Origin of the sequence: Nonomuraea sp. B12E4 (assembly GCF_039871825.1) — a bacterium.
Lineage (GTDB): Bacteria > Actinomycetota > Actinomycetes > Streptosporangiales > Streptosporangiaceae > Nonomuraea.
This window is the reverse complement of sequence record NZ_JBDPME010000028.1, coordinates 62,256-77,454: the sequence shown is the minus strand read 5'-3', so window position 1 is coordinate 77,454 and position 15,199 is coordinate 62,256. Positions and strand designations below refer to the sequence as shown.

Below are 15,199 nucleotides of genomic sequence, written 5' to 3'. Positions count from 1 at the left end.
GGTCACAGGCCGGAGCCGGCGAGCGTCAAAGCCCCGGCCCACCTGCCGAAGATCGATGAAGGAATGCACACGGAATGTTCGATGTCGTCGTGGTGGGCGGAGGGCCCGCGGGGAGGAACACCCCTTCGTACTACGGCCGAGCTGCTTCAATGCCTCCATCACAGCGATGCCGGTCCCGTCTGCCGGGCTTCATAACGCTTTCGCCAGTTCTGACCAAGAAGGGGGGTAATCGACGAAGGGAGCACTGCCGGTGCGTCTCAGACTGCCGGATATCGCGACGGACCCGGAGTCACGAACAACCGCCGTGTCGCGCGGGTTCGTTCCGCCCGTCCCTTTCCGGGTCGAGCCGTGCCCAGACGTCGGCGAGGCTGTGGAGCTGCTCGTCGTCGAGCCGGTCGAAGAAGAGCCTGCGCAGGTCGCTGTGCTGCTGGCGCCACGCCTTGCGCAGGAGCGCCCTGCCGTCCTTGGTCAGGACGGCCTCGAAGCCGCGGCCGTCGCCGGGCGAGCGTCGCCTCTCGATCAGTCGGCGGCGCTCGAGCCGGTCGGCGAGCCGGGTGAACCCGCCGCTGGACATCAGGCGCTGGTGAGCGAGCTCCGACATCCGCATGCCCTTGCGGCCGGCCTCGCCCAGCAGCGCCATCACGCTGTATTCAGCCATGCTCACGTTCAGCGGAGCGAGCCCGAACTCGATCTCGCGCCAGATCCGATCGTGGGTGACCAGAAATCCCCGCCATGCCTGGTCCTCAAGCTCTCGCAGCTTGTCGGTCGCCATGAGCAGCACGGTAGCGGCAGGACGTCTCATGGACCAACCGAAGTATCTGCCTGCGCACGCCGGCCACTGGAGCAGTTGCTTGCGTAGGCAGGCAGGTTTCTGGGGATGCATCTCCCGGTCAGGCTCATCGGGGTCGCGTAGCCCACGCATGCCGGCGGGGGACAGGGTCAGGAAGAGCCTAAGCGGACGCCAGGCCGGCGGCCCACGCCGTGTGATCCTTGGACGCCCTGGAGCGACGTCAACCGTGCCCCGCATCAGATCAGCTTCCTGGTCGTCCATCGCCCGCCGCAACCGGCCCAGTGCCGGCATGACGGTCACCTGCCGGTGGTGAGGACCATGCGGTAGCGGGCGTCACCGGACAGCATGCGGTCGTAGGCCGCCTCGACCTCGTCCAGAGGGCGGGTCTCGGTCATGGCCCGCACGCCGGTCAGCGCGGCGAAACGCAGGGTCTCCTCGACATCACGCGCGGTGCCGGACGGGTGGCCGTGCACGGTCCTGCTCGTCGTGATGAGCTGGAACGGGCTGACCTGGATAGGCTCCGGCGTGGCACCCAGCACGACGAGCTCGCCGTTGCGACGCAGCCCGTCGATGGCGGCGCTCATGGCATCGGAGCTCGCCGCGGTGGCCAGCACGACCTTCGCCCCGCCCAGCGCCTGCAACTGGCCGGCCACGTCACCGGCGGTGGCGTCGAGGTAGTGGTGGGCGCCGAAGTTCTTGGCCGCCTCGGCCTTGCCGGCGCCCCGCGCGACGCAGACGGTCTCGAAGCCGAGCCTGGCGGCGAACTGCACACCCAGGTGACCCAGCCCGCCCAGGCCGAGCACGGCGACGAGGTCACCCGGCCGGGCCGCGCTGCGCCGCAACGCGTTGAACGTGCTCACCCCGGCGCAGCCCATCGGCGCGGCCTCCACGGCGGTGATCTCATCAGGGATACGAGCCAGCGCGGACGCGGGGACGACCACGGCCTCGGCATAACCTCCCGGATAGGCCCAGCCGGGAACCTGGAGACGCGCGCAGTGGATGAAGTCGCCTTCACGGCAGGCCGGACAGGTGCCGCAGTGGCCACCGAACCAGCCGACGGCCACCCGGTCGCCGGCCTCCCAGCCGTCGACACCGTCACCGACCGCGTCGATGCGCCCGGCGATCTCATGACCGGTCACCAGCGGGAACCGCACATCGGGAAAGGCGGCGTTGACGAACGCCGCGTCCGAACGACACACGCCACATGCCTCGACCGTCAGGCGGACCTGACCCGGCCGCGGCTCGGGCAGCTCGCGCTCGACCACACCGAACCGGCCGCCGGCCTCGGTGACCTGGGCGGCGCGAAAGGTCGTGGAGAGAGTTTCCCTGGACATGATGGACCCCTTCCGGAGGAAGTAGAGGGTGGAGAAAATCGGTCCCAGCGGACCCATGTCCAGCACACCACTCCCTGGCCCTGGAAATCCGCTCCGAGTAGACCCTGAACGGGCAGGTACCCACAGGGCCACCTTCCGGCGGCCGCCCTACTTTCACCCCGCAAATCACGACACGTCACCACATAGTCGCCGTCAGGGGCCGAAGCGGTGGCGGGCGGTCTCGATGTGCCCGAAGTATTCGTGGGTCCAATCGCAGATCAGATCCACCGTCCTCCGCAGGGCCAGGCCCGGCTGGGTGAGCGTGTACTCGACCCGCGGCGGCACGGTGGGGTACACCTTCCGCTCGGCCAGGCCATTGCGCTCCAGCATGCGCAGGTTCTGGGTGAGCATCTTGTGGCTGATGCCCTCGACCTCGTCCCGCAGTTCGCTGAAGCGGAGAGTGCGGTCACCGAGGGCCTCGATGATCAGCAAGGCCCACTTGTTGGCGACGTCCGAGAAGATCTCCCGCGCCAGGGAGTCCGCGCGCCTCAGGTCCGCTTCGTCGGCTGAGCCGTTGAACTGCTTGGTCACCATCGAGTTCCCCAGTCACTGAAAAGTGCGTTCTTCCACGTCGGTCAACACTCTCCTATGGTTTCCGAGTAACCACAAGTGAGCACGTGAAGAAGGAGATCTCATGACCGTTTCCCTCATCAACCCGGAAAGACACGTCCGAGTCCCGCTCTACCACCACGTCGCGGTGGCGACGGGGAGCCGGCAGGTCCACATCGCGGGACAGGTCGCCTGGGACGAGAACGGCCAACTCGTAGCACCGGGCGACCTCGCCGGACAAGTCGCCCAGGTCTACCGCAATGTCGCCAAAGCGCTCGACGCGGCAGGGGCGACGTTCCACGACGTCGTCCGCTTCACCTGGTACGCCGCGGGCTGGAAGCGAGAGATGTACGACGCCTTCAACGCGGGCGTAGAACAGGCGGCCCGCGAGTTCGACCTCGCCACGCCGCCGGCCGCGCTGATCGGGGTCGACATCCTCTTCGAGCCCGGCATCCTCATCGAGGCCGAGGTCACCGCGATCATCGATTGAAGACGGCCACGCTCAGACTCACCGGCCGGTCAGGCGACCAGTCTGGTGCGCGTCAGCGGGGAGGCTGCTCGGGGAGGTCACGCATCCCGTAATGCCGCAAATAATCCACCCACGCCCGGCTCGGACGCCGAATCTCGATAAAGGACCATCCCTCGGCTGTCCATGCCGCCCCCCGGCTTGCCCGGCAGGATCCTGGCCATTGGTGGCATAATCGCCGCGCAACGGGACGATCCCGTACGCAATGACCTCCAGGGAGTCTGGGTGTTCGGGATCTACCAGCCGTGTGCCCGCGACTCCTGCCCCTCAGTGAAGGCCTGGACCTCGGCCGCCCGGCGCGGCGTGGAGCCGATCGGCTTCGACACCACCCAAAAGGCTGACGAAGGGTGCGTCTACCCCTCCCGTTATCACTCATCTGGCTTGCCGATCGTTGAGGATGGCGCTCGGTGAGCGGAGGGGTGGCCCTGCAGGCGTTCATGAGCGGGTTGGCTCTGGGTACGGCCTACGGTCTGATCGCGATGGGGTTCAGCCTCGTCTTCCGGCTTACCGGCGTGGTCTCCTTCGCGCACGGCGATCTCGTGGTCGGCGGCGTGTTCATCGGTGTGCTGGTGGTGCTCGGGTCCACGCCGGTGGCGGCGGCCCTGGACGTGATGCACTCCGTCGGGCTCGCGGTGCTGGTCGTCGCCGCGGGAGCGGCACTGTCAGCGAGCGTCTACCTCCTCGCCGTACGGCCCTTCCTGCCAGGAGCCGGGCACCGGTCCGCCCGCGGGGACGTCTTGGGGTGGGTGGCGGGTGGCCTGGCCGCCGGCCTGCTGATCCGGGAGGTTCTCGGACTGGTGCTCACGCAGGACGCGTATGCGGTCCCGGATCCGTTGCGCCTGGGCAGCCTGACGCCTTCAGGGGCGCTGCAACTGCCCGGGGGAGGGACGGTGGCGGTGCGCACTCTCGGGGTCATAGGGATCGGGTTGGCCGTGGGAATCCTGGTCGAGCGGCTGCTCGTGCTCACCCCGGTCGGCACGGCGATGAAGGCGGTCAGTGAGGACCCCACCGCGGCCGCGCTGCTCGGGCTCCCGGTGCGGCGGCTGGTGTTCGCCGCCTTCGTGGTGGCCGGCGCGCTGGCGGGCCTGGCAGGGCTTCTGATCTCTCCAGACCGTTCGCTCAGTGTCGACGACGGCGTCGTCCTCGGCCTCAAGGCGATGGCTGCCGCGCTGGTGGGTGGCCTGGGATCGGTGCGGGGCGCGCTGGCCGGAGGTCTGGCGCTCGGCGTGATCGAGTCGTTCGTGGTCGCATCGAGCGTCCTCGGCCCCCAGTACGCCGACGTGATACCGCTGGCCATCCTGCTGATCGTGCTCGCCCTCGGACGGCGGGGCCTGCGATCGACGCTGCGTGAGGATCCGGAATGACGGTCGAGCTGGCACACCATCTGTACCTGTTGATCGCGGTGCTGGGGCTTGCGTTGTCGGTCTCGTACGGAGGTCAACCCGTCCTGTGCCAAGGCGCGTTCCTGGCCGTGGGCGGTTTCGGTGTCGTGCATCTGGAACGCGCCGGATTGCCGCTCGCGGCGGCCGTGTTCGCCGCCGCCGCGATCGCGGCGTGCGCCGGTTACCTTGTCGGCCTGCTCACGGCTCGCCTGCGCGGCGCGGCGGTCGCGTTGTCGACATGGGCGTTCGCCTGGCTCGTGTACGCGCTGCTCCATGCGTTTCCCGCGGTGTCCGGTGGGAGCCAGGGGCTGGTCCGCCCGACACCGGCCCGCCTGGACTCAGCGCTCTTCGGCGTGACAGTCACGCTCACCCCGCCGGTGCACGTCGCCGTGGCGGGAACGCTGTGCCTGCTGTCACTGACCGCCGTGGCCCGGCTGACCCGCGGACCGGCCGGCCTGGACTGGGCGGCCCTTCGCGAGGCTCCCGCGCTGGCCACGTCTCTCGGGGTGCCGGTGCTTCGCCGCAGGGCCGCCCTCCTCGCCACGACCGCGGCCTTCGCGGCGGTGTCCGGCGCGGGCATCACCGTGCTGCTCGGAGTCGCGGCCCCATCCGACGTCTCGCCGCTGCTGTCCCTCCAGTTGTTCGTGGCGGCGCTGATCGGGGGTACGGCACGACTGTGGGGGCCGGTGCTCGGCCTGCTCGTGATCGCCGTGATTCCGCCGCTGGGCGAGGTGCTCGCCGACGCGGTTGGTCTGCCGGCCGAGGCATCAGGTGGCGTGCTCACTGCCTTGACGCTGGTGGCCGTTCCGTTCCTGCGCAAGCCGATCGAACGGCTGACGGCCCGGTGGCCCGAGCGGGCGGAGCGCCCGCGCGAACCGGTGGAGGATTCGGAGAAATTCGCCACGCTCACCACTTCCCGGGCGGGGGTGACGTTGACCGCCCAGAGGCTGGATGTCGGCATTGGGGAGTCGGACATCCTCACGGGAGTGAATCTGGAGGTGCGAGCCGGAGAGGTCCACGCGCTCATCGGGCCCAACGGCAGTGGCAAGACGACGGCCTTACGGGCCCTCGCAGGCGCTCTGCGTCCCAAAGGCGGCCGGATTTCGCTGGAGGAGACCGACGTCACCGGGGCCGGCCAGTTCGAAATGGTCAGGAGAGGCGTGACCCGGACGTTCCAGCGCACCGTCGGTCTGGAGCGGCTCTGTCCTCACCGTCAGGTGCTGCTCGGTGTGCGTGGAGGAACACCGGTGCCGTTCGCCGCCGTCCGGGACCTTTTCGGAAGTGCGTCGATGCACGATCACGCGGCCACCGCCGACCGCGAGGCATGGAGGGTGCTGCATGTGACGGAACTCGCCCAGCGCGCGTTCGACCGCCCGGGGACGCTCGGCGCCGGCGAACAGCGTCTCCTGCAGGTGGCCCGGGCCGTCGCGACCAGGGCGCGCGTGCTCCTGCTCGACGAACCGGCGGTGGGCATGACCGGGCCGGAACGAGCCACCCTGGCCCGCGTCCTGCGTCGCCTCGCGGCGGACGGCGTGGCCGTCTTGCTGGTCGAACATGACGTGGCGCTGGTGTACGGCGTCGCCGACAGGATCACCGTCCTGGATCGCGGCCGGGTACTGGCGAGCGGAACCCCCGAGGCGACGGCCGCCGATCCCGCGGTACGCCGGATCTACCTCGGTGATGCCGATCCGTCGTCCACCCACGCCTGACATGCTGAGAGGAGACCGCGTGGCGCTGCTCGACGTTCGCGGACTGTGCGCCCGCCACGGCGCCGTACCGGTGATGGACGACGTGTCCTTCCACGTCGAGCGCGGCGAGATCGTCGCGTTGCTCGGCGGCAACGGCGCGGGCAAGACGACCGTCGCCCGTGTGCTGTCGGGCCTGCATCGGCCGAGCTCGGGCGAGGTTGTGTTCGACGGCCGGGACATCACCCGGTGTGACCCTCGGCGGATCGTCCAGGCGGGGCTGAGTCACGTGCCCGACGGCAGACGTGTCTTCCCCAGTCTCACCGTCGAGGAGAACTTGACCCTCGGCGCCTATCTCGACGGCCGCAGGAAGAACGTCGTCGCCGAGCGCCGGGAGGGCGTCTACCGGACCTTTCCCTCGCTGTCGGAGCGGCGCGCGCAGCGCGCCGGCAGCCTGTCCGGCGGAGAACAGCAGATGCTCGTCATCGGCCGCGGCCTCATGTCGGACCCCTCGCTGCTGGTCCTCGACGAACCGTCGGCTGGTCTGGCACCTGCGTCGATCGCCGCGCTCGCCGAGGACATCGCCGCCATCCGGGCCGCGGGCACAACGGTTCTGCTCATCGAGCAACACCTTCAGCTGGCTTTGCGGCTCGCCGATCGGCTCGTCGTGCTGCAGGAAGGTCACGTGATCCTCAGCGGGTCCACCGCGGCGGTGGCGGCCGACCCGCGGATCGGCCGGATGTACTTCGGCGACGGCAACCCCCTGACGTGAGCCGCTCCCGCTTCCCCGGCGGCCGATATGCGTCCCCGTGGTGACGGGCGTCAGTCCTGCAACTGGTTCACGGAAGGGATGGTGTCGGAGAGCGGGTCGTCGCCAACGGGTTCGAAGACGAAACCGTGGAACCGGGCGAAGTACATGTCGCTGGGGTTCACGCCCTCGTGCTGGTCGGCCGCGTAGCCGCGATAGTCGCCGTTGGCGCCGGTGATGCTGACCTTGTTCAGGGCCTCCATGAGCGGCTCGCCCGGTGCGCCTCCCTCACTGAGCGATGCGGCGACCAGGTGAACCGCGTCGTAGGAGAACATCGCCCAGTCCGGCGGCTGCACGACCTGCTTGCCGTCCTGGCGGACGCCGACCAGATCGACGCCCATCTTCGCCTCGTACCCGGCGCGGAACTGCTCGAACGGCCCAGGCCCGACCTCACTGGTCATCCGGAATGAGACGAAGGTGACCTGGTCGAGCCATTCCGGATGCTCGGCGAGGCGCCGGCGGACCAGCGGGTCCTCACCGGTGGGCCCCGTGTAGACGGGCACCTTCCAGCCCAGCGCGCGGACGGCCTGGATGGCCGCGATCACGTCGCTCGCACTCGCCCACACAACGAGTCTGTCGGCACCCGCCTGCCGGGCGGCCAGCACCTGCGTCGTCAGCTCGGGAGAGCGTGCCGGCACCTTCTGATCCGCCACCACCTCCACCTCGTCGATCTTGAAGGCCTGTAGCAGCGCCTCCCGGCCCTGTTCTCCGTACGTCGAACCGTCACTGATCACGCCGACCTTGGGGCGGCTGTTCGCGATGTAGTCGGCGAGCCGGCGCGCCATCGGCTTGTTGGCCGGCGCCATGCGGAAAAGGCTCGGCCGGCGGGCCGGGTCGATCAGCGCGTCGCCGCCTTCGAAGCAGATGAAGACCGGCAAGTGCGCCGGGTCGGTGATCGGTGCGACGGAAGCCGCGCCGGTCCCGTCAGTGAGCAGAACGGCCGCGTGCTCGTCGACCGCCTTGCGGGCGTTCGCCGCGGCCTTGGCCGGCGACCCGGCGTTGTCGAGCACGGTCAGCCTGACCCGGCGCGATCCGGACGAGGTGGTGACCCCTCCGTGCGCGTTGAGCTCGTCGATCGCGAGCCGCGCCCCTCGTTCGATGAAAGCGCCGATCCACGGCTCTGTGGACATCGGCGCGCTGACCGCCACCAGCAGGTCGTCGGTGGCCTCCCCCTGCGACCCGCCGCCTGAGCAAGCCGAGATCAGGATGGTGAGCGCGGCGAGCCACATCGGCACCATCCGTGGTCTGTGGCCACTCCGGCAAACCTGGTAGCGTCGCCGCCCACGGGCGCGTCTGCCCGTTTTGAGGGATTCCTGCCCGATCATGAGCAGGACCTTATCTCAGCTTCCCGAGGAATCATTTTCATGAACATCACACGACTGATCGCTGCGGCGAGCGTCGCCGTCGCTGCCGTGTCGCTCGCCGGTTGCGGCGAGACTTCGAACGGCGTTGCTCAGGAAAACCCCGCGAGTGCGACTTCGGCGGCGGCGAGCCCTGAGCCGAAGGGCAACGGCATCCCCTGCTCGGAGGCCGGCGACCTGACCGGCACACCGGAGCGGAAGCCGCCCGCGGACATGCCGGTGCTGCCTGGCGGGCAGCTCTACCTGTCCAAGGGGCCCTTCGGCAAGACCGAGCTGTTCTTCCTCGCGAAGGACGCGGATCCCACCGACCTCGAAGGTGTCCGGGACGAGGCCGCGGACGTGCTCGCCAAGGCCGGGTACAAGATCGAGCGTAAGGACCAGGAAGCGGGCTCGGAGGCCGAAGCGCACCTGTCAGGGCCCCACGACGTGGCCATCCAGGTGATCCAGCTGTGTGAAGGAAAGGTCCGGGTCAAGTACACGCTGTCGTAGAGACGAACGCCGGCCCGTGGCTTCCTACATTTGTCGCATGGCCCCCTGACGGGCTCCGCCAAACGCGTACGTGCCGCTGGAAACGATGCGCGGGCCGGCTTCCGTACGGCGCCGATGCCCGGTGCGGCATCGGGTGGGCCCGTAAATCGCGCCCGCAACGTCCCGCAAATAGCTCGGTTTAGACAAATGTCCATTGACCAACTTCTTACTCTCTCTTTACCCTTTGACCCCAGTTGTCCACCAGTGGGCAGGTGATTGGGAGGCGGAATGGTCAAGAGACGTAAGGGCCGGATGAGGCGTGCCCTGCCCGCGATCGGTACGGCGGCCGTACTCGCGCTCGCCGTGTCGGCCTTGACATTCCAGGGACCCGCGTACTCGGGGCAGGCGACCCGGTCCGCGGGAAACCAGATGAGCGCCTCTCTACAGTTGCCCGGCGAGGAGGAGGACGGTGGTCCCGCTGAGCCGGCGGAATACCTGACGCAGAAGTTCACCTCCGGCAAGAAGGTGACGGAAGGGCAGATCAAGCAAGCGGTCCAGCAGGCCAAGGCGCTCAAACCCGGCGCCGGCACCTGGGATCTCGTCGGCCCCTCGAACATCGGAGGCCGCGTCACCGACCTGGCCGTCGACTCCGCCCACCCTGACACGTTATACGTCGCGGCATCGGGCGGCGGCGTCTGGAAGAGCACGGATGCCGGCGACACCTTCGAGATGGCCTGGCCGGGCGACTACACGCAGACGGTGGGCGCGCTGGCGATGAGCCCCGACGGCACGCTGTGGGCCGGCACCGGCGAGGCGAACCCGTCCGGTGGCGGTCTGACCTACTTCGGCGACGGCGTCTACAAGTCGACCGACGGTGGCAGGCACTGGCAGCAGTGGGGCCTCACCGACAGCGCGGCGATCGGCCGGATCGCCGTCGACCCCACGGACTCGGAGACGGTCTTCGTCGCGGCAGCGGGGAACCTGTCCGGATCGGCGAGCGAGCGCGGCATCTACCGGCTGACGAACCGCGGCAAGGACTGGAAGCTGGTCCTGCCGACACCGAACTCCACCACCGGCGGCGTCGACCTGGTGATCGACCCGACGAACCCCAGGCGGATCTTCGCGTCGCTGTGGGACCACCAGCGCAACAGCGGCGCACGCCTCTACGGCGGCGTCGGCTCCGGCCTGTACCGGTCCGACGACGGCGGGGACAGCTGGAAGCGACTGGAGAACGTGACCGGCACGCATGTCTCGGACGCCTCGGGCACCGGCCTGACGAGCGACGCGAGCCTCGGCCGCATCGGAGTCGCGGTCGCGCCGAGCGACCCGAACCGGGTCTACGTGATCTCCGGGAACACGTACGGCCCGGACAAGGGCTTCTATGTCTCGGACGACGGCGGCGACTCGTTCGTTCCGGGCGGTCGTGCGGGGGGCGGAAGCGGTTTCGAGTGGTGGTTCGGCCGCCTGTGGGTCGACCCGAAGGACAAAAACCACCTGTTCAACGCCGATGTGAATTTGCGCGAGTCCAACGACGGCGGCGCGACGTGGGGCACCTCCAGCGGACCGCACGCCGACCAGCACATCATTCAGTGGGACCCCAACGTCCCGGACCGGGTCTATCTCGGGAATGACGGCGGTGTATACCGCTCCGACGCCAACGGCGCCACACGCTCGTGGATCCACGGGACGTACCAGCCGTTCAACCAGTCGTACCACCTCGCGGTGGCCATGGACGACCCGAACCGGCTCGCGACCGGCCTGCAGGACAACGGCAGCAACCGTACCTGGACCGCCGCCGCCGGGCCCTCGGACCTGACGCAGTGGAACTCCTACGGCGGCGGTGACGGCCACTACGTGGTGATCGACCCGAGCGACCACAACATCTACTACCAGTGCTCCCAGGTCGGAAACTGCTCGCGGCACGAGGACGCGAACGGCACCACCCGGAACATCCGGTTCGGACAGCGGCACTCCTCGCGGATCACGACGGACGCCCCGGTCGTCCTCGACCCGAACGACCCCTCGATCGTCTACTTCGGCGGCAACGTACTCGACCGGTCAACCGACCGGGGCACGACCTGGACGCAGATCAGCCCGCCCGGGGACTACTTGACCGGTCCGGTGCCGCCGGAGCAGGACGACCAGGGTTCCTACGGCGGCCTCTACTCCACGATCACCGCGATCGGTGTTTCGAAGACCGACGGCAACACGATCTACGTCGGCACCGACACCGGCCGGCTCTGGAAGACGACCGACCTCGGCGCCAACTGGACCGAGTTCACCGGCAAGGGCCTGCCCGTCCGGTGGGTGAACTCGATCGTGGTCGACCCGGCCGACGGCGACCATGTGTACGTGGCCTACTCGGGCTACCGGGAGGGCGACTACGCGGCGAACGTCTGGGAGACGACCGACGGCGGAGCGAACTGGAAGAACATCAGCGGAAAGCTGCCGAACGCGCCGGTCGAGATGCTCGCTTACGACCAGCCGAACGGACAGCTCTACGCGGCGACCGACTTCGGCGTCTTCTACGACAAGAACGGCAAGAAGAACTGGAAGCGGTTGGGCGGCGGGCTGCCGAACACGCCGGTGCTCGACATCAAGATCACCGGTGACGGCAAGACGCTCTACGCGGCGACGTTCGGCCGCAGCGTCTGGAAGATCGCGCTTCCGCAGCCGTAGCGAGTCGCCCCCTGACGGTCGGGGAGGGCGGGCGCACAACGGGCCCGCCCTCCTCCGTTTTGGTCATCCAGGTCATTTTCCGAAAGCGTCCTGGTGTCCGTAGGTGGAAATCAGTCCGCAGGGGGGCGGGAACAATCCAGATGCGGCCCATGAGCTCGGCCTTATAGCCTCGCCCTCATGAACGACCGTGCCCTCGTCCCCGACGACTTCGCCGTCCCCCCACACCTGGCCACTCCACAGTTCCGTCTGGAACCCCTGGGACCCCAGCACAACGTCGCCGACCACGCCGCCTGGACCAGCAGCATCGAGCACATCCGCGCGACCCCGGGCTTCCCGGACGGAAAATGGCCTCCCGCGGGCGGCATGACCCTGGAGGCGAACCTCGCCGACCTGCAGCGCCACGCGAACGACTTCGCTCAGCGCCGCGGATTCACCTACACCGTCCTGGAAGCGGCCGGCGGTGAGGTGATCGGATGCGTCTACATCTATCCCTCCCGCAGCGACGACCACGACACTGACGTGGCCTCCTGGGTCCGGGCCGACCGAGCCGAACTGGACGTGCCCTTGTATGAGGCCGTGACAGCCTGGCTGTCCACGCATTGGCCCTTCGAGACGCTCAACTATCACCCGCGCTGAGACCACATCACGTGGCGGGACGCGGCGCATTTCAACAACCGCCGCACAACCGGACGCACCACCCCGATGAACGTCGAATCGGCCGGCGGGCGTGGTCCCGGGGCCTGGTCAACACGCACCTGTCCTGGCGGCGCCGGTTCTGGCAGCGCGAGGTGCCCACGGAGACGCCGCCCTCAGCCACGCGACCGGGCGCGCACCACCAGGTCGTGCAGCGCCGCCTCGGCGGTGGCCCGCTCGGGCAGGGACGAGGAATCCCGGGCCGACTCCAGCGTCCGCGTCATCCGTTCCACGTCCCCTTCGAGGTCCTCACCCGAGGCCAGGCCGCCGGGTAGCGTGCCGTGCTCGGCGGCCTGCTTCGCGGCGACGAGTTCGGGCAGGTACGCGGGCCCGTAGGCGTACAGCCTGGTCAGGTCGGCCCGCAGTTCCCCCGTACGCATGAGGTGCGTGCCCGTGGCCAGCACCCGGAAGGTGTAGAGCAGCGGCTTCAGCTCTCCGGTCTTCTGGAACAACCGCCACTGCGTACGGGCGAACCCCAGGTAGTGGTGGGCGTGATGCCGCGTCAGGCATCCGGGCGCCAGCGCGGCCAGCTCCTCGTGCACCGCCGAGGACGCCACCACCAGCGGAGACAGCAACTGCTCCAGGACGTAGCCGTTGCGGCCGAGCAGCAACCGGCAGAACTTGGCGGCGTCATGCGTGACGAGGTCCACCTCCACGCCGTCGCGCGTCCACATCCGCGACAGTGTCTCGGGCCCGTGCCGCAGCCCCGCGACCTCCTCGACCGGCAGCACGTGCACCCCGCGCAGGTCCACGTCCGAGTCCACCGAGGGGAACCCGTACAGGTGCGCCCCGCTCACCGTCGCGAACACCAGAGGGTACGGCTGCTCGCCGGGGATCTCCGCCAGCCACCCGGGCAGTTTCACAAGCTCTCCCTTCGCACACCGATCAGGAAATTCTCCACCCTTTCCTGATCGGGCCGCGCGGTCAGTGGGCCCCTGTGAACGGCCGCCGGAAACGTGGGAAACGCCGGGGAAACATGGCGCGGCGTTGGATCGGGTTCCAGCCACGTCCGGTTGTGAAGGAGGCCAACGCATCATGACTCGACCCCAACCGAGTCCCGCGCCGGGATGGTCCCGCAGGTCCGTACTCGGGCTGCTGGGGGCCGCCCCCATGATGATGGGTGTCCCCAGCGCCGCCCGCGCCGCATCACCGCGCGCCGGCGAACTGGAGGGCAGGGTCAAGGAGATCATGGGCAGACCGGAGTTCGCCGGTGCCCGCTGGGGGATGGAGTTCTACTCCCCCGGCACCGGCAGGGCGGTTTACTCCTTGAACGCATCCGAGCTCTTCAATCCCGGCTCGTCGTTCAAGGTCTTCCCCGCGGGCACCGCGTTCGAGACGCTCGGCCCCGACCACCGCTTCCGCACGCGGGTCTACCGGACCGGGCCGCTGGTCAAGGGGGTGCTGAAGGGCGATCTGGTGCTGGTCGCGGGTGGCGACCTGCTGCTGTCCGGACGGGTACGGCGGGACGGCTCGCTGGAGCTGCCCACACCGGACCACTCCTACGATCGGAACGAGGGAGCGGGCCCGCTGCCGGGCGACCCCCTGGTGGAGATACGCAGGCTCGCCCGCCAGGTCGCCGCCCATGGGGTGCGCCAGGTCGAGGGCCGGGTCCTGGTGGACATCTCGCTGTTCCGCGAGGGCAGAGAGTCCCTGGCCAACGGCATGAACGCCACGATGTCGCCCATCATGGTCAACGACAACCTGGTCGACATCACGGTGAGGCCGGGCGGCGCCGCCGGGGAGCCGGCCGTACTGGACATCTCCCCGCAGAACGCGTACATCCGGGTCGTCAACGACGTCACCACGGTCGCGGCCGGTGCGCGGCCGCTCACGTTCACCGGCGCGGCCGACGCCCCGGATGGGACGCACCACGTGACGATCACCGGTGACGTACCGCTGGGTGTCAAGAGCCTGTTCCGCGCCTGCTACGCCCCGCAGCCCGCACGGTTCGCCGCGATGCTGTTCACCGAGGCGCTACGGGACGAAGGGGTGCGGGCCGAGGCCGGTTCGACGGCAACCCCGGACTTCGCGGAACTGTCGTCCCACTACACGCGCAAGCGCATGCTGGCCGAGCACGTGTCACCACCGCTGCCGGAGGAGCTGAAGGTGATGCTCAAGGTCAGCTCGAACATCCACACCGGCATGTGGCCCTACCTCATCGGCGCGATCGCGGGCGGCGACGCCGAGAACCCCAGGGCGGCCGGGCTGAAACTGCAGAGCAGGCTGTTCGAGGAGGCTGGGCTGGACGGAACGCCGCCGGGCGCCTCGGAGCACAGGTACACGCCGGAGTTCTTCACCCGGTTCCTGGCGCACATGTCGCGCAAGCCGTACTACCGCACGTACCGTCTGACCCTGCCCATCCTGGGCAGAGACGGCTCGCTGGCCCACGTGCAGCCGGACTCGCCGGCCGCAGGACACGTCTTCGCCAAGACCGGGACGGGAATCATGATGTCCGACACCGCGGTGGGAATCAGCAAGGGGCTGGCCGGATTCGTGGAGTTGCCCGACGGCCAGGTGTTGACGTTCGGGACCTTCATGCACCTGTCGTCGGCCCCCGGGGGCGGGTCCGCGTCGGCCGATGCGGCGGGCCAGGCGCTGGGCGAGATCGCGGCGGCCGCCTACGAGAGCTTCGCCCCCCGCTGAGAGGGCTGCTCGCGGGGTGAGCGACACCCGCGGGCAGCCCCGCCGGGCTTGGCTGTCTGGCAGGCGTCCGGCTTCCTTGCCCTCGCCTCGGTCCAGGTCGCGCTCGGCATCGCGCACATACCGTCGGTCCATCTCCCTCTGGGCGTCCTGAAGTTCGGGCTGAGCGTGCTGGCGCTGCCGCGGCGCTGAAGCCCGACCCGTGGGGGCACAGCGGGAAGCCGGATGCCGCGCAGGCGTGCGGC

At 69.1% G+C, this 15,199-nt stretch carries 14 protein-coding genes; 9 read left to right on the top strand and 5 right to left on the bottom strand.

Annotation, left to right across the window (positions count from 1 at the left end):
* Positions 1-289: 289 nt before the first annotated feature.
* From ABGB18_RS40090 to ABGB18_RS40080, 3 genes are all read right to left on the bottom strand, one after another.
* Entirely contained in the window at positions 290-772 is a 483-nt protein-coding gene (locus ABGB18_RS40090; protein WP_347700902.1) for a MarR family transcriptional regulator, read from the bottom strand.
* Between the two features lie 314 nt (positions 773-1,086).
* Positions 1,087-2,124 carry an alcohol dehydrogenase catalytic domain-containing protein gene (locus tag ABGB18_RS40085; protein WP_347700901.1) on the bottom strand — a complete coding sequence of 346 codons (1,038 nt, stop codon included), beginning with the start codon at positions 2,122-2,124 and terminating at the stop codon, positions 1,087-1,089.
* Between the two features lie 192 nt (positions 2,125-2,316).
* On the bottom strand, positions 2,317-2,697 hold the full coding sequence (locus ABGB18_RS40080; protein ID WP_347700900.1) for a helix-turn-helix domain-containing protein: 381 nt from the start codon (positions 2,695-2,697) through the stop codon (positions 2,317-2,319).
* A gap of 100 nt (positions 2,698-2,797) precedes the next feature.
* Here ABGB18_RS40080 and ABGB18_RS40075 point away from each other — a divergent pair, with 100 nt between their 5' ends.
* The 4 genes from ABGB18_RS40075 to ABGB18_RS40060 all read left to right on the top strand — a co-directional run bounded on the left by ABGB18_RS40075 (position 2,798) and on the right by ABGB18_RS40060 (position 7,077).
* Entirely contained in the window at positions 2,798-3,202 is a 405-nt protein-coding gene (locus ABGB18_RS40075) for a RidA family protein (RefSeq protein ID WP_347700899.1), read from the top strand.
* Between the two features lie 443 nt (positions 3,203-3,645).
* On the top strand, positions 3,646-4,602 hold the full coding sequence (locus tag ABGB18_RS40070) for a branched-chain amino acid ABC transporter permease (protein ID WP_347700898.1): 957 nt from the start codon (positions 3,646-3,648) through the stop codon (positions 4,600-4,602).
* Complete coding sequence (locus ABGB18_RS40065; protein ID WP_347700897.1) at positions 4,599-6,329, top strand: ATP-binding cassette domain-containing protein; 1,731 nt, start codon at positions 4,599-4,601, stop codon at positions 6,327-6,329. The genes ABGB18_RS40070 and ABGB18_RS40065 overlap by 4 nt, the downstream gene beginning before the upstream one ends.
* Positions 6,330-6,402: 73 nt before the next feature.
* Entirely contained in the window at positions 6,403-7,077 is a 675-nt protein-coding gene (locus ABGB18_RS40060; protein ID WP_347700926.1) for an ABC transporter ATP-binding protein, read from the top strand.
* Positions 7,078-7,127: 50 nt separating this feature from the next.
* On the opposite strand, the gene ABGB18_RS40055 is transcribed toward ABGB18_RS40060, so the two are convergent.
* Positions 7,128-8,351, bottom strand: a complete 1,224-nt coding sequence (locus tag ABGB18_RS40055; protein WP_347700896.1) for an ABC transporter substrate-binding protein — start codon at positions 8,349-8,351, stop codon at positions 7,128-7,130.
* 9 nt (positions 8,352-8,360) lie between these two features.
* Here ABGB18_RS40055 and ABGB18_RS40050 point away from each other — a divergent pair, with 9 nt between their 5' ends.
* The 3 genes from ABGB18_RS40050 (at position 8,361) to ABGB18_RS40040 (ending at position 12,257) form a co-directional block, all read left to right on the top strand.
* On the top strand, positions 8,361-8,963 hold the full coding sequence (locus ABGB18_RS40050; RefSeq protein ID WP_347700895.1) for a hypothetical protein: 603 nt from the start codon (positions 8,361-8,363) through the stop codon (positions 8,961-8,963).
* 267 nt (positions 8,964-9,230) lie between these two features.
* On the top strand, positions 9,231-11,621 hold the full coding sequence (locus tag ABGB18_RS40045) for a hypothetical protein (protein ID WP_347700894.1): 2,391 nt from the start codon (positions 9,231-9,233) through the stop codon (positions 11,619-11,621).
* Positions 11,622-11,798: 177 nt separating this feature from the next.
* On the top strand, positions 11,799-12,257 hold the full coding sequence (locus ABGB18_RS40040; protein ID WP_347700893.1) for an N-acetyltransferase: 459 nt from the start codon (positions 11,799-11,801) through the stop codon (positions 12,255-12,257).
* Positions 12,258-12,430: 173 nt separating this feature from the next.
* On the opposite strand, the gene ABGB18_RS40035 is transcribed toward ABGB18_RS40040, so the two are convergent.
* Positions 12,431-13,177 carry a nucleotidyltransferase domain-containing protein gene (locus ABGB18_RS40035; RefSeq protein ID WP_347700892.1) on the bottom strand — a complete coding sequence of 249 codons (747 nt, stop codon included), beginning with the start codon at positions 13,175-13,177 and terminating at the stop codon, positions 12,431-12,433.
* Between the two features lie 172 nt (positions 13,178-13,349).
* On the opposite strand from ABGB18_RS40035, the gene dacB reads away from it, so the two are divergent.
* Together dacB and ABGB18_RS40025 are read left to right on the top strand one after the other, a co-directional pair.
* The gene (gene dacB, locus ABGB18_RS40030) at positions 13,350-14,957 is read left to right on the top strand and encodes a D-alanyl-D-alanine carboxypeptidase/D-alanyl-D-alanine-endopeptidase (protein WP_347700891.1); all 1,608 of its coding nucleotides are present in this window, start codon (positions 13,350-13,352) and stop codon (positions 14,955-14,957) included.
* Positions 14,958-15,005: 48 nt separating this feature from the next.
* Positions 15,006-15,146 (top strand): hypothetical protein, encoded by a 141-nt coding sequence (locus ABGB18_RS40025; RefSeq protein ID WP_347700890.1) that lies wholly within the window; start codon positions 15,006-15,008, stop codon positions 15,144-15,146.
* Positions 15,147-15,199 lie beyond the last annotated feature (53 nt).

Bases quoted from the DNA above. Each gene is read 5' to 3' on its own strand.
- ABGB18_RS40090 (WP_347700902.1), bottom strand. From the start codon at position 772: ATGGCGACCGACAAGCTGCGAGAGCTTGAGGACCAGGCATGGCGGGGA.
- ABGB18_RS40085 (WP_347700901.1), bottom strand. From the start codon at position 2,124: ATGTCCAGGGAAACTCTCTCCACGACCTTTCGCGCCGCCCAGGTCACC.
- ABGB18_RS40080 (WP_347700900.1), bottom strand. From the start codon at position 2,697: ATGGTGACCAAGCAGTTCAACGGCTCAGCCGACGAAGCGGACCTGAGG.
- ABGB18_RS40075 (WP_347700899.1), top strand. From the start codon at position 2,798: ATGACCGTTTCCCTCATCAACCCGGAAAGACACGTCCGAGTCCCGCTC.
- ABGB18_RS40065 (WP_347700897.1), top strand. From the start codon at position 4,599: ATGACGGTCGAGCTGGCACACCATCTGTACCTGTTGATCGCGGTGCTG.
- ABGB18_RS40060 (WP_347700926.1), top strand. From the start codon at position 6,403: ATGGACGACGTGTCCTTCCACGTCGAGCGCGGCGAGATCGTCGCGTTG.
- ABGB18_RS40055 (WP_347700896.1), bottom strand. From the start codon at position 8,351: ATGGTGCCGATGTGGCTCGCCGCGCTCACCATCCTGATCTCGGCTTGC.
- ABGB18_RS40045 (WP_347700894.1), top strand. From the start codon at position 9,231: ATGGTCAAGAGACGTAAGGGCCGGATGAGGCGTGCCCTGCCCGCGATC.
- ABGB18_RS40040 (WP_347700893.1), top strand. From the start codon at position 11,799: ATGAACGACCGTGCCCTCGTCCCCGACGACTTCGCCGTCCCCCCACAC.
- dacB (WP_347700891.1), top strand. From the start codon at position 13,350: ATGACTCGACCCCAACCGAGTCCCGCGCCGGGATGGTCCCGCAGGTCC.